This is a genomic window from Lutibacter sp. (assembly GCF_030692605.1).
Taxonomy (GTDB): Bacteria; Bacteroidota; Bacteroidia; order Flavobacteriales; family Flavobacteriaceae; genus Lutibacter.
The window spans coordinates 1-20,459 of record NZ_JAUYUD010000111.1; the positions used below are offsets into that span (position 1 = coordinate 1).

Consider the following 20,459-nt stretch of genomic DNA (forward strand, 5'->3'; position numbering starts at 1 on the left):
GCCAAAACATTTGATGGATTTAAAACAAGAATACTTTCTAAATTAACCTCGTTGACAATTATTCAATACATTAACAAGTTTATTTTTGAGAGAAATATTAACAACTTAAAAATTAACATTGTCTAAATGCACAACGGGTAAATTTAATGAAATGTTGCTTCGTTTAAAGCAGACCTATGCAGATTTAAATGAAGCACAATCATCTTTAATTCAATCCGAAAAAATGGCATCCTTAGGAACACTTTCTGCTGGGTTAGCACATGAAATTAACAATCCAATTGCAGGTATTAAAAATTGTATGCGCAGAATTGTTGATAATCCAGATAACCTTAAACAGAATATTGTTTACCTTGAAATGATGGAAGAAGCTGTGCTGAAAATTGAAAAAGTAATAAGTAACTTATTAAATTTTACTCGAAAACCAAAAATTGAAATTGCAGAGGTTAGAATTAAAGATATTATTGAAAACGTTTTGATGCTTTCAGTTTTTCAATTAGAAAAATCTAGAATTACACTAATTAAAAAATATGATGATCCAATTCCGTTTATAATGGCTAGTGCCAATAATATTGAACAAGTTATTTTAAATTTGTTATTAAATAGTATAGATGCTGTTAATGAGAAACAAGAAATTTCTTCAGATTTTGCTGGTGAGATTTGTTTTAGATTAAGTTGTAACAAACAATTTGTAGTATTTGAGATAAGCGATAACGGTATTGGCATTTCTGAAGATAAATTGTCTGCAATTTTTGATCCATTTTTTACGTTTAAAAAAATACGCCAAGGTACCGGTTTAGGTTTATCAGTATGTTATAATATTATTCAACAGCATCAGGGTAAAATAGCAGCAAATTTAAACCCAACTGGAGGAATGAAATTTACGGTTTCATTACCAATAAAATAAATAAACAGAATGAAGAAAAATCTCAAAATAATGGTGGTAGATGATGAACGCATATTGCGTGTCACCATAGCAGATGATCTTAAAGATGCAGGTTATTTGGTTAGAGAATATGCAAATGCACAAGCTGCTTTAATTGATTTGAAAGAGTTTGAACCAAATATTGTAATTACGGATGTTAAAATGCCAGGTTTATCCGGGATTGAATTACTATCTAAAATTAAAAGGTTTAATGCTGATATAGCCGTAATAGTAATGACTGCACATGGCACAATAGAAACAGCTGTACAGACAATGAAATTAGGAGCGTATGATTACCTTCTTAAACCATTTGTAAAAGACGAAATTCTTTTAATGATAGAACGAATTTGTGAATTACACACCATAAAGAATGAAAACAAAATATTAAGAAAAAATATAGAACAAAAATTTGATTTTTCAACCTACATAGGAGAATCTGAGGTTAATAAAGAAATATATAATCTAATAAATTTAATTGCAGAAAAAGACAGTACTGTTTTAATAATTGGTGAAACTGGTACAGGTAAAGAACATATAACCAATATAATACACTATAATAGCCAAAGAAAAAATAAACCGTTAATAAAAGTAAGTTGTGCTATTTTATCGCGTGAAATATTTGAAAGTGAACTTTTTGGACACGTAAAAGGCGCATTTACGGGTGCAGACCAGGATAAAAAGGGTCGTTTTGAATTGGCGGACGGAGGAACATTGTATTTAGATGATATTGACGATATTCCACTCGATTTACAAGTAAAACTATTAAGAGTTTTACAAGAAAGTGAAATAGAAAAAGTGGGAAGCGCTGCTACCCAAAAAATTGATATACGTATTATTGCCTCTACTAAAAAAAATCTTCGACAAATGGTGAACGAAGGAAAGTTCAGAGAAGATTTGTATTATCGTTTAAATATTTTCCCCATTAATTTGTTGCCACTTAGAGAGAGAAAAAAAGATATAAAAATCATATTTAAGCATTACGTTCAAAAATATTTAAATAATATAAATGCTTCAATAGACAATGAAGTATTCAATGTATTAGAAAAATACCCTTGGCCAGGGAATATTCGTGAGTTAAAAAATATTGCTGAACGCATGGTTATATTATCTTCAAACGATTCAATTATCGAGGTTAAACACATTCCAATAGGAATTAGAAATCCAATTGAAACTGATATTAATAAAATAATAGGGAATAAAACGCTTGAAGAAACTCTGTCAGAAATTGAGATTGCATCCATCAAATTAGCCCTAGAAAAATCGAAACAAAATAAAACCAAAGCTGCTGACATTTTAGGTATTCCACCTTCTACGTTACGTACAAAAATGGATAAATATAAATTGGGTTAAATCTTTCACCTAAGATGTAAAAATTCTGATTTTTTAAATTAAAAATCAACGGTTTTCCGCCTAAATCAACGGTTTTTCGTTGATTTTTTTGTTTTGCTAATTTAGAAGAATTCTAAATATCAATTCAGGCAATTATTTAATTTGCTGTAAATATGTAACATAGGTAACATTTGTATGAAAGTACTCATTGTTATAAAATGCTGATCCTCCATGGTACACTCCTTGCCAATACTTCAAAAGTTAGATTAATTAAAATCAACTCTTAAAAAAGATAAAAAACAATTTAAACATTAAAAAAATGAAAAAACTAATTATTCTATTTGTATTATTTGGCACTTTAACTGCCGTTGCTCAAACTAAAGGGAAAGTTACGGGGTCTTTATTTTTTAATTATCATAAAGATATGACTGACGGTGCAGTTCAAAAAAGTGCTTATGAACTTGATCGAGCATATTTAGGGTATGACTATTCATTCAGCGATAAATTTTCTGCTAAAGTTACGTTAGATGTTGGTAAAGGTACTGTAACTGATTACTCTTACTACCTAAAAGCAGCTCAATTAGACTATAAAGCTGCTTCTTGGGCAAAATTATCTGCTGGTATGATTGGTTTAAACCAATTTAGTGATCAAGAGAAATTTTGGGGATACCGTTATTTATATAAATCATTCCAAGATCAACATAGTTTTGGTACAAGTGCCGATTTAGGTTTTAATGCAGAACTATCGCTTCATAAAACGTTAAAAATGAATTTATTTTCATTAAATGGGGAAGGGTATAAAAAAGTACAAGACTTATATGGAAAATATAAAGTGGGAGGGAATTTAGTTTATACACCTACCGATAAAATTACATTAAAGGCATATTATGCTAAACAAGATTCTAAAAAATTAGTTGGAACAGTTGTAGTAGAAAACCCAACTGTGAGCAACTTGGCATTTTTTGCTGGTTACGATATGAAATCATTTAGAATTGGTGGAGAATACAATATTATGAATAACGGTAAAAAATTCACAGACGCTTTTGAAGACCACGATTTAACAGGTTTTTCTATTTACTCTACTTATGTAATAAATAAAAAGGTTGAATTATTTGCAAGATATGATAAATTAGAATCTAATAAAGTTGGAACTGCTACAGCAAATTGGAATGCATCTAAAGACGGAAACGCATTGCTTGCGGGTTTACAGTTTGCTCCAATTAAAGGTGTTAAATCATCGTTAAACTACCGTACTTGGAATTATGATGATGCTACAAAAAGTGATAATTCAGCAATTTACTTAAACTTAGAATACAAATTCTAAAAAATTAACTCATGGAAAACAACAAAAAAGAAGAATCATTGCTGAATAAAAAAATCTCAAGAAAAGATTTTTTTAAGTCAGCAGCTGTTGCAGGAGCTAGTGCACTTGTTGCTTCTGAAGTTTTTGCAAAATCGCGCTTTTTACCTGAAATTGAAATTCCAATAGGTGAAAGTACGATAAAAGAAATAGCCGAATTTAAGTCTGTAAAAGTAGAATCGAATTCAGATATTTTAATTCGTATGCAAGCCGAGCTTAAAAAAGCATTGGCTAAGCCAATGGAACAACGCAAATGGAAAATGATAATTGATACACGTAAATGTGTGGGTTGTCACGCTTGCACTGTTTCTTGTATTGCAGAAAATAAATTACCAAAAGGAGTAATTTATCGCCCTGTAACCACAGTAGAAATGGGTACCTACCCAGATCTTAAAATGAGATTTTTACCTCAACCTTGTATGCAGTGCGAAACACCAAGCTGTGTGCCTGTTTGCCCAGTAAATGCAACAGGTATAAGACCAGACGGAATTGTTCATATAGACTACGAAGTGTGCATTGGTTGTGGTAATTGCGTAGAAGCTTGCCCTTATGAGCATAGATCTATGGATACCGGTGAAAACTATTGCGATGAAACACCTTCAGTTCAACCTTATGAACTATTACCTACTATGGAATATGGTAAAGACTGGACAAGAGAAGGAAAGTATTCTGCAACTGAAGGTAGTGCGCGTAAATGCTCTTTTTGTTTACACAGATTGGACGTTGGGCAATTACCTCAGTGTGTTACCACTTGTATAGGTAGAGCTACTTATTTTGGAGATATTAATGATCCAACATCATTTATTTCTGAAATGGCTACAAAACCAAATCAAATGAAATTATTAGAAGAAAAAGGAACTAATCCAACCGTAACTTATATCATATAATTATGAAAAATTCAGAAAAAATTAATATAAAACGACGAAATTTCCTAGGCAAAGGAGCACTTCTTGGAGGAATTTCAATGGTAGGAATGTTTCTTGGCGGAACTGCCTCTGCTAAAGCACAAACGGCTCTTTTAAAAAAGAAAAGAGGCACCAAGCCTTATGAATTAAATAATCCAGAAAATATTATTTACTCTTCTTGTTTAAATTGTAATACAGGTTGTGGTATTAAAGTGAAAATTGAAGATGGTGTGTTGTCTAAAATTGATGGTAACCCATACAATCCATTTACCATGGTACCTCATATCGATTATAAAAACAGTATTGAAGATGCTGCTAAAATTGATGGTGGCCTTTGTCCAAAAGGACAAGCTGGTGTTCAAATAGCTTATGACCCTTATCGTATTCGTCAGGTTTTAAAAAGAGACGGTAAAAGAGGTGAAAACAAATGGAAATCAGTTCCTTTTAATCAAGCAATTACTGAAATTACTGAAGGTGGTAATTTATTTGCTCATGTACCAGGAGAAGAAAACCGTTATGTAGAAGGTTTACGTTCTATCATGGCAATGAAAGATAATGATCTTGCAACTGCTATGTCTGCAGATGTAGATGGTATTTACAATGAAAAAGATAAAACCAAGAAAAAAGAATTGGTTGAAGCTTTCAAAACCAAATATGCAGCAGACCTTGATAAGTTAATTGATCCAAATCATCCAGATTTAGGCCCAAAAAACAATCAATTTGTAATTTCATGGGGTCGTTTAAAAGGGGGTCGTAAAGACTTTTTCCAAAGATTAGGTGATGCATATGGAACAACAAATTTACATGGTCACACTACCGTTTGTCAAGGTTCCTTATATTTTACCTGTAAAGCTATTAGTGAACAATACATAGGTGCTAAATTTACAGAAGGTCAAAAATTCTACTGGCAAGCAGATATTGAAAATGCAAAATACATTTTATTTGTAGGAGCAAATTTATTAGAAGCTAACTATGGTCCAACAAACCGTTCAGTTAGATTGATGAATAATTTGGAAAGCGGTAAAACTAAAATAGGCGTGGTAGATCCTCGTTTCTCAAAATTAGCAAGTAAAGCAGCTACATGGCTACCAATTAAACCAGGAGAAGATTCTGCTTTAGCGTTGGCTATTATGCAGTGGATGATTGAAAACAACCGTTATGATTCAAAATTCTTAAAATGTGCCAACAAAGCTGCTGCCAAAGAATCAGGAGAACTTAGCTGGACCAATGCTTCTTTATTAGTTGAAATTACTGAAAAAGGTCCTGGAAAATTAGTCCGTGCCACATCTTTAGGCATCAAAGATGCTGAAAAAAGAATTGTTGACGATCCTAAAGATAAGAACAAAGAAATCAGTTATACAGAAGATTTCTTTGTAGCAATGGTAAATGGAAAACCTACTTGGGTAGATCCTAATGATGAGGATGAAGCTGTTTTTGGGGATTTATTTGTAGATACTACGATCAAAGATAAAGATGGGAAAGATGTACGCGTAAAATCAGGAATGCAGCTATTAAAAGAATCTGCTAATGAACAAACATTTGCAGATTGGTGTACACTTGCGGGTGTTCCTCAAGATGCCGTTGTAGAAGTTGCTACAGAATTAACAAGCTACGGTAAAAATGCAGCTGTTGATTTACATAGAGGTCCAGCACAGCACACAAACGGTTTCTACAATGTATTAAATTGGATGGCTGTTAATATGCTGTTAGGTAATTTTGACTGGGCTGGTGGTATGTCTGCAGGTGCAACTTATAAATATGATGGTGGAAATGATGGGGTTTTTGATGCCAAAAAACAAAGTGGAAAATTAAAAACTTTTGGTATTAGTTCTATTCGTCATGATAAAGATTACGACAAAACAACCATTTTTGAAGGTTATCCAGCAAAACGTAACTGGTATCCATTAGCATCAGATACGTATCAAGAAATTATTCCGAGTATAGGTGACGCATATCCATATCCTGTTAAAGCATTATTTATGTACATGGGCGCACCAACGTACGCACTACCTGCGGGTCATACTAATATTGATATTTTAGCAGATGTAAATAAATTACCGCTATTCTTTACAAGTGATATTTTAGTTGGAACATCTTCTATGTATTCAGATTATATCTTCCCAGATCTATCATACTTGGAAAGATGGGAGTTTCAAGGTTCACACCCAAATAATATCTACAAGGTAGAAAACGTACGTCAGCCAGCTATTTCTCCAATCCCTGAAATCGTTAAGGTTTATGGTGAAGAAATGCCAATCAGTTTAGAATCTCTTTTCATGGGAATTAATGAAAAGTTAGGACTTAAAGCATTTGGTAAAGACGCCTTAGGGAGTGGTTTACATATCAATAAGCCAGAAGATTTTTACTTAAGAGCTGTGGCTAATATAGCTACTTCTGAAAATGGAGGTGTACCAATGGCAAGTAGAGCAGAACAAGAAATTTTCTCTAAAGCAAGAAGGCACTTAAACAAATCTGTTTTTGATGAGGAGCGTTGGAAATCAATTGTTGGTAAAGAAAATTGGGCACAAGTAGTTTATGTGCTTAACAGAGGTGGTCGTTACCAAGAGCATTCAAAAGCACTTAATGGGAAACAATTGAGCAACAAGTATGGTAAGTTGTTAAATCTTTATCAAGAAAAAACTGCAAGTAAAAAACATGCAGGAACTGGTAAAAATTATTATGGGTATCCAAAATATGTTCCCGTTGCACAATTCGATGGAAAACCAGTTGATAAGTTAGCAGATGGTTATGAATTTACCTTAATCACTTGTCGTACGGTAACTCAAACAAAATCGAGAACAAATGGAGCTTATTGGTTAACAGCAATCGAACCAGAAAATGGAATTGTTATTAGCAATCAAGATGCCGTAAGATTAGGTCTGCAAACAGGCGATATGGTTAAAGTTGTGAGTTCTACCAACAAAGAAGGTGTTTATGATTTAAAACATGGTAACAAGAAAGAAATGATTGGTAAAGTAATTGCTACAGAAGGAATTAGACCAGGAGTTATTTCATTTACTTTAGGTTTTGGCAACTGGGCATCTGGTACTGCAGACATGTTAATTAACGGAGAAGTTGTTGCTGGTGATGAAAGACGAGGAAAAGGAATTATGGCAAATGCAGCTATGTGGATAGATCCATCAATAGGTAGCAATAATACTTGCTTAATTGATGACGTAGGTGGTAGTGTATCATTTTATGACACAAAGGTTAATTTAGTAAAAGTTTAGAGTTTATTTAAATTTGTTGGAGCTGTCCTGTTTTAGGACAGCTCTTTCAAAAAAATCAAATAATTAAAATTATGAATACATTAAATATTTTTTTAGGAATGGTGGGAGTGCCACAAATAGTGCTAATTTTAGGTGTAGTTTTATTGCTTTTCGGTGGTAAAAAAATACCAGAATTAATGAAAGGAGTAGGTCAAGGTTTGAAAGAATTTAAAAATGCGACCAAAGACATTGATTCTCATAGTAAATTATAATAATAAAGCTTAAATGAATAATTTAAGTAATTATAGCAATGTAATTAGTATTTGTGGTTCAGGTAGAAATGTTGGCAAAACATTTTTAGGAGAATCTATAATAACACAATTTTCAAAACAACATTGTATAATTTCCATTAAAATTTCAAAATTTAAACATAAGGAAAGTGATAAATTTGGACTTCATAAAATTTATGAAACAACTCATTTTACCATTTGGAAGGAATTAAACCACACCCCAAAAGACAGCGGAAGGTATTTAAAAGCAGGGGCAACTGCATCTTATTATATAGAATGTGATGATGCCCATCTTTTGAATGCCTTTTTAGTTGTCTATAAAATTTATGGAGATTCTTGCTTAGTAATTTGCGAGTCAGCAAGTATTACAAAATATATAAATCCTGCAATTTCAGTTTTTGTTGAATCTGAGTCTTATATAACAGAAAACAATAAATTAAGCTGCCTTAATAGAAGCACTTTAGTTTTAAAAGAAAGAAGTATTGAAATTTCTATGCCTGAATTATTTTTAAACACTCAAAATAGCAAGTGGTTGTTAAAATTTGAAAAAATAATGGAGAATTATGCCTATTTTATCTAAACTTAATTACAGTGTTGATAAATTAAAAATAAGTAAAAGTTTAAAGTATAATTTAAAATTACTTGCTAGCCATAAAGAAACTAGACATTTAATCAGTTATGAAAAATTAGAAAAAGGATTTTTACTTGCAGATGAAAACAAACCTGTACAAGGTATTTACTTTATACTTAAAGGGAAAGTTAAAATATTTCATACCGAAGCAAATCAAAAAACTAAAATAATTAGATTTGCCACCAAAGGGGAACTTGTTGGTTTTTCAAGTTTAAACACCTCTCATTATTGGTTAAGTGCAGTTGCTCTTGGAAATGTAGAAGCCTACTTTATAAATATTAAAAATTTAAAACAAATTTTAAAAAACAACAGTAAACTTAGCCTATTATTTGTTAATGCATTAGCCATAAAACTTCATCATCAAGAAATAAGACAAAGATATTTGGATTTATTTCCCGCTCAAGAGCGTGTTATTGAAGCTTTATTATTAATTGCATCAAAGTTTGGTGAAGTTACTGAAAATGGGTTGGAAATATCCGATTGTACTTTAAGAAGAGAAATAGCCTCCTTTGCGAATGTTTCAATTGAAAATACGATTCGTATCTTTAGAAATTTAATTGCTGAAAATTTAATAACTGTAAAAGAAAAAAAAATAATCGTTTTAAATAAAGAAGAATTAGTAAATCAACTTAAAAAATATTGTTGTTCTCAAAAACTTCCTGATGCTTTAAATGATTGTTATATTGATTTAATGTAACGCTTCTTTTTCTAAAAACATTATATTTGATAATTGTTTTTGAAGAAGCAAGGGAATGAATAAAAGAGTTAAAAGAAAATGAAGGGACTTACAGATAAATTTGGCAGAAAAATATCTTACTTACGTTTAGCAGTTACTGATAGATGCAATCTGCGCTGCCAATACTGTATGCCAGCACAAGGTATTGATATAGTTGATAGAAAAGAGCTTTTAACTTATAAAGAAATGTATCGGATCACACGCGTTTTATCTGAACTTGGTGTGAATAAAATTAGACTTACAGGAGGCGAACCTTTTGTAAGAAAAGATTTTGTCAACTTTTTAGAGTCACTTTCATTCAATAATAAATTGAAAGAAATCAACATCACTACCAACGGCGCCTTAATTTCAAATCACATTGATAAGTTAGTTGAATTAGGAATAAATGCCATTAATTTAAGTATTGATAGCCTTCAAGAAGAAAAATTTAATGAAATTACACGAAGAAATGTATTTAAAGATGTTTACCAAACTCTTGAAAAATTAGAGGAAAGTCCTTTAAAACTAAAATTAAATGTTGTAGTTCAATCGGGAGTTAATACCGATGAGATTATTGATTTTATAGAGCTTTCAAAAAATAAGGATATTGCTGTGCGTTTTATTGAAGAAATGCCTTTCAATGGTAAAGGACAACGAACTATGGATGAAGTATGGAATTTCAATAAAATTATCAACCATATTAGGAATCATTATACAAGTATAGAACCTGTTTTATCGAAGAAATCATCCACTTCAAAAAATTATAAAATTTCAAATTACAAAGGAACATTTGGAATAATACCAGCGTTCACACGCACTATTTGCAACGATTGCGACAGAATTAGAATAACTTCAACCGGATTATTTAAAAATTGCTTATTTGATGGAGGTGTTTTTAATGTGAGAGATTTTATAAGAAATGGGGCAAGTGACAATGAACTCAAAGAATTGTTTATTTCAACAGTGCATCGTAAACCAAAAAATGGTTTTATTGCAGAAGCAGCTCGAAAGAATGATGTTTCGGAGAGTATGTCTACCATTGGTGGATAATTATTTTAATTGAAAATTAATAATTTTGAGTTTGAAAACAAAATTCACACACATTAAAATTTGTTGTATAAGCAGTATTAAAGAGGCTGAAATAGCTATTAAAGCTGGCGCTACAGCAATTGGGTTGGTTGGTAATATGCCCAGTGGACCAGGCGTTATTTCAGATGATTTAATTGCAAAAATTACAGCAAATATTCCCGGCCATATAGATACTTTTTTATTAACAAGCGAAACAAGCGTCGATAAAATTATTGAACATCATTCAAAAGTAAATACCAAAACTATTCAAATAGTAGACATCTTAACTGAAGGAACTCATGTTCATCTAAAACAAGCCTTGCCAACTGTGAAAATTGTTCAGGTTTTACATGTTTTAGATGAAAAAACAATAGAAGAAGCACTTGTAATTTCTAAAAATGTGGATGTAATTTTGTTAGATAGTGGAAATCCAAATTTAGGCACTAAAGAACTTGGTGGTACTGGAAGAGTTCATAACTGGGAAATAAGCAAAAAGATTATTGAATTGGTTCAAATTCCAGTTTTTCTAGCAGGTGGAATTAATGCTTTAAATGCACAAAAAGCAATTGATGAAGTTAACCCTTATGGCCTAGATTTATGCAGTGGCGTTAGAACAAATGGGAATTTAGATGTAATAAAATTAAATGCCTTTTTTAAGGCAATTAATACAAATTAAAATATGACAACAGTTAAAGAGGCACTTGAAATTATTTTAAACAATGCTATTAATTTTGGAGTTGAAGAGGTTGATTTTTTAAATTCGGTTGGTAGAGTTTTAAAAGAAGATATTGTTGCAGATTGTGATTTTCCACCTTTTAACCGAGTAAGTATGGATGGAATCGCCATATCTTCGGAAGCTTTTAATAAAGGAATTCGAGCGTTTAAGATAGAAGGTATACAAGCTGCTGGAAGTCAACAATTAATACTTCAAAATACTGAAAATTGTATAGAAGCTATGACTGGTGCAATGTTGCCAAATAATACAGATATTGTTATTCAATATGAATTATTAACTATTGAAAATGGTATTGCTCGAGTAAATTTAGATGAAGTTAAAAATTTTCAAAATGTTCATTTAAAGGGTTTAGATAGAAAAGTTGGGGATATTTTAATACCAACAAATACTCTAATTTCTTCCGCTGAAATTGGAGTATTTGCTACTGTTGGTAAATCCACTATAAAAGTTGCCAAACAACCAAAAGTAATGATTATTTCTACAGGAAACGAGTTGGTAGAAGTTTCTGATACACCTGAAGAACATCAAATTAGAAGAAGTAACGTTTTTACTTTGGTATCGCTATTAGAAAGATTAAATATAAAAGCAGAAGTAACTCATATGGCTGACGATAAGAACTCGCTTTTAACAAAAATAAGCGCCCTTATAAATGAATATGATGTGTTACTTTTTAGCGGTGCAGTTTCAAAAGGGAAATTTGATTTTATTCCAGAAGTTTTAAGTAATTTAGGGGTTGAAAAGTTATTTCATCAAGTAAAACAACGCCCAGGAAAACCATTTTGGTTTGGAAAAAAGGAAAACAAAATAGTGTTTGCGTTTCCAGGAAATCCAGTGTCGACATTTGTAAATTGTTTAAAATATTTTTATCCGTGGCATTATAAATCGGTTGGTTTAAGTTTTGAAAATAAAAACCAAGCAATTTTAAGTGAAGATTATTATTTTAAACCAGATTTAACATATTTTTTACAAGTAAAATTAACTCAAAAAGAGGGAAAATTGTTTGCGACCCCAATTACTGGAAAAGGTTCGGCAGATTTAACTAATTTAGTTGATGCCGATGCTTTTTTGGAATTGCCAGATGATTGCAGTAATTTTACAAATGGAGAAGTTTTTTCGATACTGTCGTATCGGAGTTTTTAATTAAAGCTCATAAATCGTCATTGCGAATGCAGTGAAGCAATCTTTCACTTATGGAAAATAAATTTTCTCATATCAATAAAAAAAACCAACCCAAAATGGTTGATGTTGGTGATAAAGAAATCACCAAACGTAAAGCAACAGCAAAAGCTATCATGTTTTTGGGTTCTGATATTATTTCTAATTTTAATAATAACGAATTAATTACCAAAAAAGGACCGGTTTTTCAAACGGCTATTATAGCTGGAATTCAAGCAGTTAAAAAAACTTCAGAATTAATCCCAATGTGCCATCCTCTATTAATTAACGGCGTTGATATTGATATTGAAATTATTGATAATGAGCATATTGAAATATTTTGTACCGTTTCTATCGAAGGGAAAACTGGAGTTGAAATGGAAGCGCTTACGGGTGCAACTATTACTGCCTTAACAGTCTATGACATGTGTAAATCTATTTCTCAAAAAATGATTATTAAAGAAGTAAAATTGGTTAAAAAATCAGGAGGTAAAAGTGATATTAAAAATGGATAAACATCAAAAACACGCCAAACTAAAATTGCGGGATAACGACAATTTTGCACCCAATGAAATTGCTTTAGTTGGTTCAAAATGTGATGTTATTAGCAATTTAGTGCAGCAAATTTCAAATAAATTATTGAAATATAAAATTGCCTATTTTGATGCTTCTCATAATAATTCGGTTGTCAAAAATTTACTTGATATTTATACCTTTCACGAAAATGGAACAGCTGTTACTTCTGTAAAAATTTTTGTAAACAAATTCAATCAAAGAACTCAATTTTCTCAACATGATTTGCTTTTAATTAACGGCAATCATTATCAAGGAGCAAAGCAAATATTAATTTTAGACAAAGATAAAGAGGCTTCAGTTTTTAAAAGAATGGATCAATTAAAGAATATTGAATTTGTTATAAAATTGACTGATGATGCTGTTTTGTTTCCATTTTTTGAAGAAAAAATGCCACATGTTAAAAACCTAATTTGTTATCATATTGATGAAATTGAAAAAATTTCGAAACACATAGAGAACATTATTAAACAAAAAATTGCACCAATTCAAGGGTTGGTTTTGGCAGGTGGGAAAAGTATTAGGATGGGAACGGATAAAGGGACTTTAAATTTTTATGGTAAAAATCAGCGTGATGTAACAGTAGATTTATTAGAGAAGCACCAATTAAAAACTTTTTTGTCGGTTCGAGAAGATCAGGTTATAAATTTTGAGTTCAAAATAACAGATAAATTTGTTGGTTTGGGTCCTTTTGGCGCAATTTGTTCAGCTTTTCAAAAAAATCCAGATGTGGCTTGGTTGGTAATTGCAACAGATTTGCCGTTTGTAAATGATGAAGTAATTAAGATGTTGCTAAAACATAGAAATCCTTCCAAAATTGCAACAGCAATTAAGGGTAAAAATAATGAATTTCCGGAACCATTAATTACTATTTGGGAGCCAAAAAGTTATACAGTGTTACTTAATTATTTAGCTCAAGGATATTCTTGCCCTAGAAAAGTATTGATAAATTCTGATATTGAAATTATTGAGGTTGATACTAATTTAATTAGAAATATAAATACGCCTGAAGAATTTAAAGATGCACATAAAGAGATTAATGATAATGGAGCTAAATAAAAAGGAATATTTTAAGAGGCAAACTACGCTGTCGGAAATTGGAGAGCAAGGACAAGAATTGCTGCAAAAAGCCAAAGTTTTGGTTATTGGTTGTGGAGGTTTAGGAAGTCCTGTTGCAATTTATTTGGCTACTAGTGGTGTTGGAACAATTCATTTGGTTGATTTTGATATGGTTTCTGTTTCTAATTTACACAGGCAAGTTTTTTATAAAATAAAAGACATTCAAAAGGCAAAAGTTGAAATATTAGCAAAAGAAATGAAAAAAAGAACCCCATTTGTTAAGGTTTCTTTTACAAATTGTGCAGTAGATAAAAATTCTATTTTAGAACTAATATCTAGTTATGATGTGGTTGTAGATGGTACAGATAATCTTCAAATTAAATATTTAATAAATGATGCGTGTGTACTGGCTAAAAAGCCATTGGTATATGGTTCATTATATAAATTTGATGGGTATGTGGCTACATTTAATGTGTTAAATGGCGATGGAGATTATACATGTAATTTACGTGATGCTTTCCCAAAAATAGCTTCGGATATTCCTAACTGCGAAGAAGCAGGAACAATGAATCCAATTGTTGGAATTATTGCTCTTTTACAAGCAAATGAAGTGATTAAACTCATTACAAAAACTGGTAAATTACTTACAAATCAATTGTTGATTTACAATGTACTTGAAAACACTCAGTTTAAAATGAAGTTAAAGAAAAACAAATCTTTAATTTTTTCAACTATTTTCAAAGATTCCAATTATTTAGATATTCATTGTTCAACTCAAGATAGTTCTTTGTTAATTTCTTCCGAAGAATTAAAAAAAAGAATCAACGATAAAAATATTGAAGTTGTAAGTGTTTTAAATAATGTAGATACATTGCTACCTTTTAAAGTATCTCAAAAAATACCATATAAAAATTTTGATGTAAATACCTTTACTCCTGATTTTAAGAAAAACTATGTTATAGTTTGTCCAAAAGGAATTACAAGTTATGATGTAACCTTAAAATTAAAAGATAAATTTCCTTCATTAAATGTTTTTAGTTTATTTGAAGGAATAGAAAAGTATTAAACTTAATTATCATTTACAATTAGCAATTGTTACGGGTGTGCATTTACCCAAACCTCGCCATCTTCAAAATGTTCTTTTTTCCAAATAGGTACTGTTTCTTTCAGCGTGTTAATTGCATATTGGCAAGCCTCAAAAGCAGCATTTCTATGCGCTGATGAAACTGCAATAATAACAGGAATTTCTCCAATTCTTAATTTTCCAACAGCATGATGAATGGCAATTTTATAAATTGGATATTTGGCCAATGCAGTTTCAGCAATTTTTTGCATTTCTTTTAAAGCCATAGGTTCATAAGCACTAAAATCTAAAAAAGTAACCGATTTACCTTGGGTCGAGTTGCGTACAGTTCCAACAAATAATGCAATTCCGCCACAAGAAGCGTCTTCAACAAATTGATAACAATCTTGTTGGTTTAAAGGTGTTGTTGTTATTTTTACTGAAGTAAATGCCATATTTTAATAACGTAAAAATACATAAATATTTAGTACTATATATTAAAATGTCAATCCAAAAACAAGTCCGTTTTGAGATACTCCATTATAGTATGATTTCACATAATCAAGTCTTAAGAACCTCAATTTCCCAAAACCTAATTTGTTTAGGCCAATAGTTAATTCGGAATAAGCCTTGTTGTCTTTTGTTAAAAGGGAATGCGCGCCTATCACTAATTCAAACCCTAATTTATTTAGTAGCGGAATTTTATTCAATAAATATCCATTAAAATTATGTTCTGCATGAAATTCGGCATACGATTTATTTGTGCTAAAATTATAATACGGCATTAAGTTAAATGCATCGGTATAATTTGAAGACATATTTACATGAGTTTGATTTCCGTTAAAATGTTTGTAGTCAATAAAAGCAATGTCGTTAGCTTCAAAAAAAGTTCCCGTCTTTATATTATACCTAAAACGCCCTTTGTTATCTATATCAAAACTTTGTTGAATTCGAGCGCCAACTTCACCAAAATTATAATTTTCTTTACTTGAAGCAAAATTTTGATTGTAAAATAAGGTTAGTGAAGGAAATTCAGAAGAAAAAGTATTTATTTTTCTGTTTGGATATGAAATATATTTTTGACCAAATCGGATAGAAGCTGCGGTTTGAAATGAATATACAGAATGTTTTTCAAAAGAAGGAATTCCGTGGTTGTTTTCATTTAAAGGATCATTCGAAGTGTAGGTTTTTTGTTTATCGTTCAATGAAACATAATAGGTTGTATTTACTAGTGGAGAACGTTTTTCATAACTCAATGAACTTTCCATTCTAATACCGTTTGTTAACTCATCAGAAAAAAACACTTTAACAAAATTTTTATCGTAAAATTTGGCATAATTTTCTTCAAAATATAAAGTGCTTACCGAATTAATTAATGGAGAAATTGGAGCATTTTCATTAAACTGACTGATTTTTTCCCCTCCTAAAATTTGTATGTATGGCCTTGAAATACCATTAAATAAATAGCTGGCACTACCGTCAATTCTTAATTTTTCATCAGAAAGTCCGTAATTAAAATTTGCATATGTAGAAAAGTTAGATACTTTTTCTTTGTCATACATATTATAAGAAATTTTTATTGCAGAATTCCAACCTTGAACGGTGTTAAAATTGATATTTGATAAAATAGATGAAAAATTTAGATTACTATTTTTATGTGAATTTTTATAAGAATAGCCGAACAAAAGAGCTCCTATTTTAAATTTATTATTTTTTTGATCTATAGAATCTAAATATTTTTTTGATTTTTTAAGAATTTGTATACTGTCCTTTATTTTATAGTCGTTTACTTCTTCTTCAGTTAAAATAATGGGTCTGGCAGATTCCCAGAATATAGCGTCTTTTTTATTTGAATTTTCAGAAAAAAGTAAAATTTCATTTGTAAATTCTTTTGCTTCAAATTTTGGACTAAAATTATAATTGCTATATGATGTACTAAATTGCCCATCGATATTTATTCCGAACATTCCATATTTAAAACCTATTAATTGCGAAATTAAAGCCCAATATTTTTCTTTTTCTTGATAGGTATAATTGTGTTTTAAACTTAGAATTTCAATCATTGGTTGTCCTAGTTGTGCTCCATTAATATGTAAATCTAACCCATATATTGCCCAATCATTTTCAACAATATATAAAATACCAGTAAATGAATTATCTGTTTTCCTTTTTGGTAATACTTCAATTTTGTTAATTAAATGTTCACCTTCATAAAAGGTTCCGAGCAAGGTATAGTTATAATAATTAAAAGCGTAAGATGCAATTGGTGATATTACGTTGTTGGCTAAATCAATTGTGTTTTTGTAGAAGTTAAAATTTACTTCGGAAGCTTGGTTAAAACTAAAACCACTATTGTTTCCACTTACTTTTGAAGCTAAAATATTCTCTTTAAACAAATCTGGCTTCTTAAATGCTATTTTTGATACAGTTTCCGATAAATAAATAACACCGGTTCTGGTAGAGTCTAAACCACCTCCTAAATCACCAATTTCTCGTCCCAATATTTTTTTAGGTGCATTTTTAATTCTAAAAATTCCTTTGGAATAAAAATCGCTGGTATAGGCATTAATTTTATCTAAATAGGGCTTTCTATTATTAATAGTATTTCTAATAATTCTATTAGCGGGATTTTCTTTTGAACTAATAAGAACTTCATTTAATTGAATACTTTCTTCTGCTAACTGAATACTTATTTTGTAAGGAAATGAATTAACTTCAATCGTTTTTTTAAGTGATTGAAATCCTAGAAATTGAAATACAATAGTGTATTTTCCTATTTTTGAAATGGGTAGTTCAAATAAACCTTCTTCATTTGTGGTAGTTCCAATAGTTGTTTTTTCGAGATAAACACTTACATAAGGTAATGGTTCATTTTTTGAGTTGGTAACATTTCCTCTAATTTGTGCAGAAAGTTTTATAAAAGTTAGGCAAAGTAAAATCAGGATAATGCTCTTTTTCATTATTGTTAATTTTTAGACAAAGCTAATTGCTCAAAAATTAATTCATTAATAAAAGACTGTTAATTAATTCCTTTTTTTGATAAAGTTTTTAGGTGCAATAAATAATTTAATTAGATGCAATTTTAAAATGTACTTTTGCCCACTCTTATTGAAATTTAAAATTTATGAAAAAAACATTTAGATGGGTTAGTATAATAGAAGGGTTGTCCTATATATTATTGTTATTTATTGCCGTACCAATAAAATATATGGCAGGAAATGACACCTATGTTAAGATGCTTGGAATGCCGCACGGAATTTTATTTGTTGGCTATGTTATGCTTGCCATTGTTATAAAATATGAATTGGAATGGAAATCTAAAACCTTTTGGATAGTTCTTGTAGCATCAATAGTTCCTTTTGGCACATTTTATATTGATAAAAAATATTTAAGAAACTAGCCTCCACTTACCGGCGGAATAATTGCAACCACATCTCCTTCCCTTAATTTCAAACTGCTTGAAGCATATTCTTCATTAACGGCAATTGCATAGTCATTAATATTTTTCAGATTTGGATACTGCTTTACTAATTCGTTTTTAAGATGCTCAACTGTTGCATTTTCTTCTAAACTAAATAATTGCGAATTCGAGCCAACCAAATCTGTAGTTATTCCAAAAAACAAAATTGATATTTTCATTTTTAAGTATTAAATTGGTACAAATGTAACCAAATCGACTTAAAAAAAGAACTCTTAATTTAGATTAATTCTAAATAATATTATATGTGATTTCAATCACATTAATGCCTGTCCCAATGGGTAATTTTGTTATAATTCAAAAATATATTTTTTAGATATGAAGTACGGTTTTATAATTGACAACCGAAAATGTATAGGCTGCCATGCTTGTACAACTGCTTGTAAATCAGAACACGATGTTGCTGTTGGGGTTAACAGAACCTATGTAAAACAAGTTGAAAAAGGAGAATTTCCAGATACACGTCGTATTTTTTCAGTCATGCGCTGCAACCATTGTACTGATGCTCCCTGTGTTGAAATTTGTCCGGTTGAGGCACTTTTTACACGTGAAGATGGTATTGTAGATTTTGATAACAACCGTTGTATAGGTTGTAAATCGTGTATGCAAGCGTGTCCTTATGATGCATTATACATTGATCCGGATACTAGTACGGCTGCAAAATGTAATTATTGCGCACATAGAGTGGATGTTGGTAGAGAACCAGCTTGCGTTTCTGTTTGTCCAGAACATGCAATTATTGCAGGCGATATGCACAATCCAACTACGGAGATTTCTCAATTATTGGCGCGTCAGGCAGTTAAGGTTCGTAAACCTGAAAAAGGTACGAACCCTAATTTATTTTATATTGATGCAGATGATGCTTCTTTGGTTCCTGAAGCTACTGATAAATCGGGTGACTGGCTATGGAATTCACAAGCACGCGGTGTTGGTCATTTTGCAAAAGCTGCTGAAAAAATGATGCATACAAATAATGATGTTGATTTATTACAAATGACTATAGATAACGATATTCAAGCGGCGTATCAACGAAAAGATTCTGAAAACCCAAATTATATTGATGTTCTAAGTGGAAAAGCTAGAAGAGTTTACGATACACCAGATAAAGGTATTTTATGGGGTTGGGAAGTTTCAACGTATGTTTTCACAAAAGCAATTGCTGCGGGAGCATTTTTAATTCCATTTTTAGCAATAATGTTAGGTTATGAAGTTTCACCAACCGCTAAATTATGGTCGGCAGGAATTTCATTAACATTCTTAGCTTTAACAGGATTATTCTTAGTGATGGATTTAGACAGACCAGATCGTTTTTTAAACGTTCTATTACGTCCTCAATGGAATTCTTGGTTGGTAAAAGGGGGTTATACCATAACCGTTTTCGGATTGTTAGTAACTGTTTGGGGAGTTATGACATTCTTCGAAGTAAAAGCTGGAGAAAACATTTTATTATGGATTACAGCGGTTTTTGCAGTATTACTAGCTATTTATACAGCCTTCTTATTTGCGCAAGCAAAAGGTCGAGATTTTTGGCAAAGCCCAACGTTACCATTGCATATGTTAGTTCATAGCGTAATGGCTGGAGTTGCAATTTTTATAGTAGCTGGTTTAATTTTTGGAAATGAAGATTGGATGGGTATTTTAAAAAATACAATGATTATTGCACTAGTTGTTAATTTATTTACATTGGTTACTGAATTAACAATTACACATCCTACAACAGCTGCAAAAACTGTAGTTAAAATGATTACCAAAGGAAGATATAAAAATCTGTTTTGGATGGGAACTGTATTTATTGGTAACATTATTCCATTAGTATTGTTGTTTTTTGGAAATGGAGGAATATTAACTGTTGTTTCAGGAGTATGTGTATTAATAGGAATTTTAATAACTGAAAAGATTTGGGTGGAAGCACCACAGCGAGTGCCGCTCGCTTAAAAATTTAAGATGTACGATTTTAGATTTATGA

General features: G+C 30.8%; 19 protein-coding genes and 1 pseudogene. 17 read left to right on the top strand and 3 right to left on the bottom strand.

Going from position 1 to position 20,459, the window contains the following annotated elements; all coding sequences use genetic code 11:
• The 15 genes and pseudogenes from Q8S45_RS11700 to Q8S45_RS11770 form a co-directional block, all read left to right on the top strand.
• Nucleotides 1-126: pseudogene (locus Q8S45_RS11700) on the top strand (IS982 family transposase); the annotation flags it as partial.
• Nucleotides 119-904, top strand: a complete 786-nt coding sequence (locus tag Q8S45_RS11705) for a sensor histidine kinase (protein WP_305604940.1) — start codon at nt 119-121, stop codon at nt 902-904. The pseudogene Q8S45_RS11700 and the gene Q8S45_RS11705, both read left to right, overlap by 8 nt.
• 9 nt (nt 905-913) lie before the next feature.
• On the top strand, nt 914-2,272 hold the full coding sequence (locus Q8S45_RS11710) for a sigma-54 dependent transcriptional regulator (RefSeq protein ID WP_305604942.1): 1,359 nt from the start codon (nt 914-916) through the stop codon (nt 2,270-2,272).
• 298 nt (nt 2,273-2,570) lie between these two features.
• Nucleotides 2,571-3,575 carry a hypothetical protein gene (locus Q8S45_RS11715; RefSeq protein ID WP_305604944.1) on the top strand — a complete coding sequence of 335 codons (1,005 nt, stop codon included), beginning with the start codon at nt 2,571-2,573 and terminating at the stop codon, nt 3,573-3,575.
• Nucleotides 3,576-3,586: 11 nt separating this feature from the next.
• Nucleotides 3,587-4,498, top strand: a complete 912-nt coding sequence (locus tag Q8S45_RS11720; protein WP_305604946.1) for a 4Fe-4S dicluster domain-containing protein — start codon at nt 3,587-3,589, stop codon at nt 4,496-4,498.
• A 2-nt stretch (nt 4,499-4,500) separates the two neighbouring features.
• Complete coding sequence (locus tag Q8S45_RS11725) at nt 4,501-7,746, top strand: molybdopterin-dependent oxidoreductase (RefSeq protein ID WP_305604947.1); 3,246 nt, start codon at nt 4,501-4,503, stop codon at nt 7,744-7,746.
• Between the two features lie 71 nt (nt 7,747-7,817).
• Nucleotides 7,818-7,997, top strand: coding sequence for a twin-arginine translocase TatA/TatE family subunit (locus Q8S45_RS11730; RefSeq protein ID WP_305604948.1), 180 nt, complete (start codon nt 7,818-7,820; stop codon nt 7,995-7,997).
• Nucleotides 7,998-8,010: 13 nt separating this feature from the next.
• Complete coding sequence (locus tag Q8S45_RS11735; protein ID WP_305604950.1) at nt 8,011-8,595, top strand: hypothetical protein; 585 nt, start codon at nt 8,011-8,013, stop codon at nt 8,593-8,595.
• Entirely contained in the window at nt 8,579-9,343 is a 765-nt protein-coding gene (locus Q8S45_RS11740; RefSeq protein WP_305604952.1) for a Crp/Fnr family transcriptional regulator, read from the top strand. The genes Q8S45_RS11735 and Q8S45_RS11740 overlap by 17 nt, the downstream gene beginning before the upstream one ends.
• Before the next feature lie 78 nt (nt 9,344-9,421).
• Nucleotides 9,422-10,411, top strand: coding sequence for a GTP 3',8-cyclase MoaA (gene moaA / locus Q8S45_RS11745; RefSeq protein ID WP_305604954.1), 990 nt, complete (start codon nt 9,422-9,424; stop codon nt 10,409-10,411).
• 31 nt (nt 10,412-10,442) lie between these two features.
• Entirely contained in the window at nt 10,443-11,105 is a 663-nt protein-coding gene (locus Q8S45_RS11750) for a phosphoribosylanthranilate isomerase (protein ID WP_305604956.1), read from the top strand.
• Nucleotides 11,106-11,108: 3 nt separating this feature from the next.
• Nucleotides 11,109-12,305, top strand: a complete 1,197-nt coding sequence (locus Q8S45_RS11755; protein WP_305604959.1) for a molybdopterin molybdotransferase MoeA — start codon at nt 11,109-11,111, stop codon at nt 12,303-12,305.
• 50 nt (nt 12,306-12,355) lie between these two features.
• Nucleotides 12,356-12,835 carry a cyclic pyranopterin monophosphate synthase MoaC gene (gene moaC / locus Q8S45_RS11760; RefSeq protein WP_305604962.1) on the top strand — a complete coding sequence of 160 codons (480 nt, stop codon included), beginning with the start codon at nt 12,356-12,358 and terminating at the stop codon, nt 12,833-12,835.
• Nucleotides 12,828-13,952, top strand: coding sequence for an NTP transferase domain-containing protein (locus Q8S45_RS11765; protein WP_305604965.1), 1,125 nt, complete (start codon nt 12,828-12,830; stop codon nt 13,950-13,952). Before moaC ends, Q8S45_RS11765 begins: the two co-directional genes overlap by 8 nt.
• A complete protein-coding gene (locus Q8S45_RS11770; protein ID WP_305604968.1) occupies nt 13,939-15,018 on the top strand; it encodes a HesA/MoeB/ThiF family protein in 1,080 nt (359 codons plus the stop codon). The genes Q8S45_RS11765 and Q8S45_RS11770 overlap by 14 nt, the downstream gene beginning before the upstream one ends.
• Before the next feature lie 29 nt (nt 15,019-15,047).
• On the opposite strand, the gene Q8S45_RS11775 is transcribed toward Q8S45_RS11770, so the two are convergent.
• Together Q8S45_RS11775 and Q8S45_RS11780 are read right to left on the bottom strand one after the other, a co-directional pair.
• Nucleotides 15,048-15,470, bottom strand: a complete 423-nt coding sequence (locus Q8S45_RS11775; protein ID WP_305604971.1) for a molybdenum cofactor biosynthesis protein MoaE — start codon at nt 15,468-15,470, stop codon at nt 15,048-15,050.
• Nucleotides 15,471-15,512: 42 nt separating this feature from the next.
• A complete protein-coding gene (locus Q8S45_RS11780; protein WP_305604974.1) occupies nt 15,513-17,975 on the bottom strand; it encodes a DUF5686 and carboxypeptidase regulatory-like domain-containing protein in 2,463 nt (820 codons plus the stop codon).
• Nucleotides 17,976-18,139: 164 nt separating this feature from the next.
• Between Q8S45_RS11780 and Q8S45_RS11785 the strand changes: the two genes are divergently transcribed.
• Nucleotides 18,140-18,415, top strand: coding sequence for a DUF3817 domain-containing protein (locus tag Q8S45_RS11785; RefSeq protein ID WP_305604976.1), 276 nt, complete (start codon nt 18,140-18,142; stop codon nt 18,413-18,415).
• Here Q8S45_RS11785 and moaD read toward each other — a convergent pair.
• Nucleotides 18,412-18,654: a molybdopterin converting factor subunit 1 gene (moaD, locus tag Q8S45_RS11790; RefSeq protein ID WP_305604979.1), complete on the bottom strand. Its 243-nt coding sequence runs from the start codon at nt 18,652-18,654 to the stop codon at nt 18,412-18,414. The two genes, Q8S45_RS11785 and moaD, sit on opposite strands and share 4 nt — an antisense overlap.
• Nucleotides 18,655-18,811: 157 nt before the next feature.
• Between moaD and nrfD the strand changes: the two genes are divergently transcribed.
• Complete coding sequence (gene nrfD / locus Q8S45_RS11795) at nt 18,812-20,428, top strand: NrfD/PsrC family molybdoenzyme membrane anchor subunit (protein ID WP_305604982.1); 1,617 nt, start codon at nt 18,812-18,814, stop codon at nt 20,426-20,428.
• Nucleotides 20,429-20,459: the final 31 nt, after the last annotated feature.

Excerpts from the sequence above, each read along its gene's own strand:
- Q8S45_RS11765 (WP_305604965.1), top strand. The coding sequence starts at position 12,828 with ATGGATAAACATCAAAAACACGCCAAACTAAAATTGCGGGATAACGAC.
- nrfD (WP_305604982.1), top strand. The coding sequence starts at position 18,812 with ATGAAGTACGGTTTTATAATTGACAACCGAAAATGTATAGGCTGCCAT.
- Q8S45_RS11720 (WP_305604946.1), top strand. The coding sequence starts at position 3,587 with ATGGAAAACAACAAAAAAGAAGAATCATTGCTGAATAAAAAAATCTCA.
- Q8S45_RS11725 (WP_305604947.1), top strand. The coding sequence starts at position 4,501 with ATGAAAAATTCAGAAAAAATTAATATAAAACGACGAAATTTCCTAGGC.
- Q8S45_RS11730 (WP_305604948.1), top strand. The coding sequence starts at position 7,818 with ATGAATACATTAAATATTTTTTTAGGAATGGTGGGAGTGCCACAAATA.
- Q8S45_RS11780 (WP_305604974.1), bottom strand. The coding sequence starts at position 17,975 with ATGAAAAAGAGCATTATCCTGATTTTACTTTGCCTAACTTTTATAAAA.
- Q8S45_RS11710 (WP_305604942.1), top strand. The coding sequence starts at position 914 with ATGAAGAAAAATCTCAAAATAATGGTGGTAGATGATGAACGCATATTG.
- Q8S45_RS11740 (WP_305604952.1), top strand. The coding sequence starts at position 8,579 with ATGCCTATTTTATCTAAACTTAATTACAGTGTTGATAAATTAAAAATA.
- Q8S45_RS11770 (WP_305604968.1), top strand. The coding sequence starts at position 13,939 with ATGGAGCTAAATAAAAAGGAATATTTTAAGAGGCAAACTACGCTGTCG.
- moaA (WP_305604954.1), top strand. The coding sequence starts at position 9,422 with ATGAAGGGACTTACAGATAAATTTGGCAGAAAAATATCTTACTTACGT.
- Q8S45_RS11775 (WP_305604971.1), bottom strand. The coding sequence starts at position 15,470 with ATGGCATTTACTTCAGTAAAAATAACAACAACACCTTTAAACCAACAA.
- Q8S45_RS11755 (WP_305604959.1), top strand. The coding sequence starts at position 11,109 with ATGACAACAGTTAAAGAGGCACTTGAAATTATTTTAAACAATGCTATT.
- Q8S45_RS11785 (WP_305604976.1), top strand. The coding sequence starts at position 18,140 with ATGAAAAAAACATTTAGATGGGTTAGTATAATAGAAGGGTTGTCCTAT.
- Q8S45_RS11715 (WP_305604944.1), top strand. The coding sequence starts at position 2,571 with ATGAAAAAACTAATTATTCTATTTGTATTATTTGGCACTTTAACTGCC.
- moaC (WP_305604962.1), top strand. The coding sequence starts at position 12,356 with ATGGAAAATAAATTTTCTCATATCAATAAAAAAAACCAACCCAAAATG.
- moaD (WP_305604979.1), bottom strand. The coding sequence starts at position 18,654 with ATGAAAATATCAATTTTGTTTTTTGGAATAACTACAGATTTGGTTGGC.
- Q8S45_RS11735 (WP_305604950.1), top strand. The coding sequence starts at position 8,011 with ATGAATAATTTAAGTAATTATAGCAATGTAATTAGTATTTGTGGTTCA.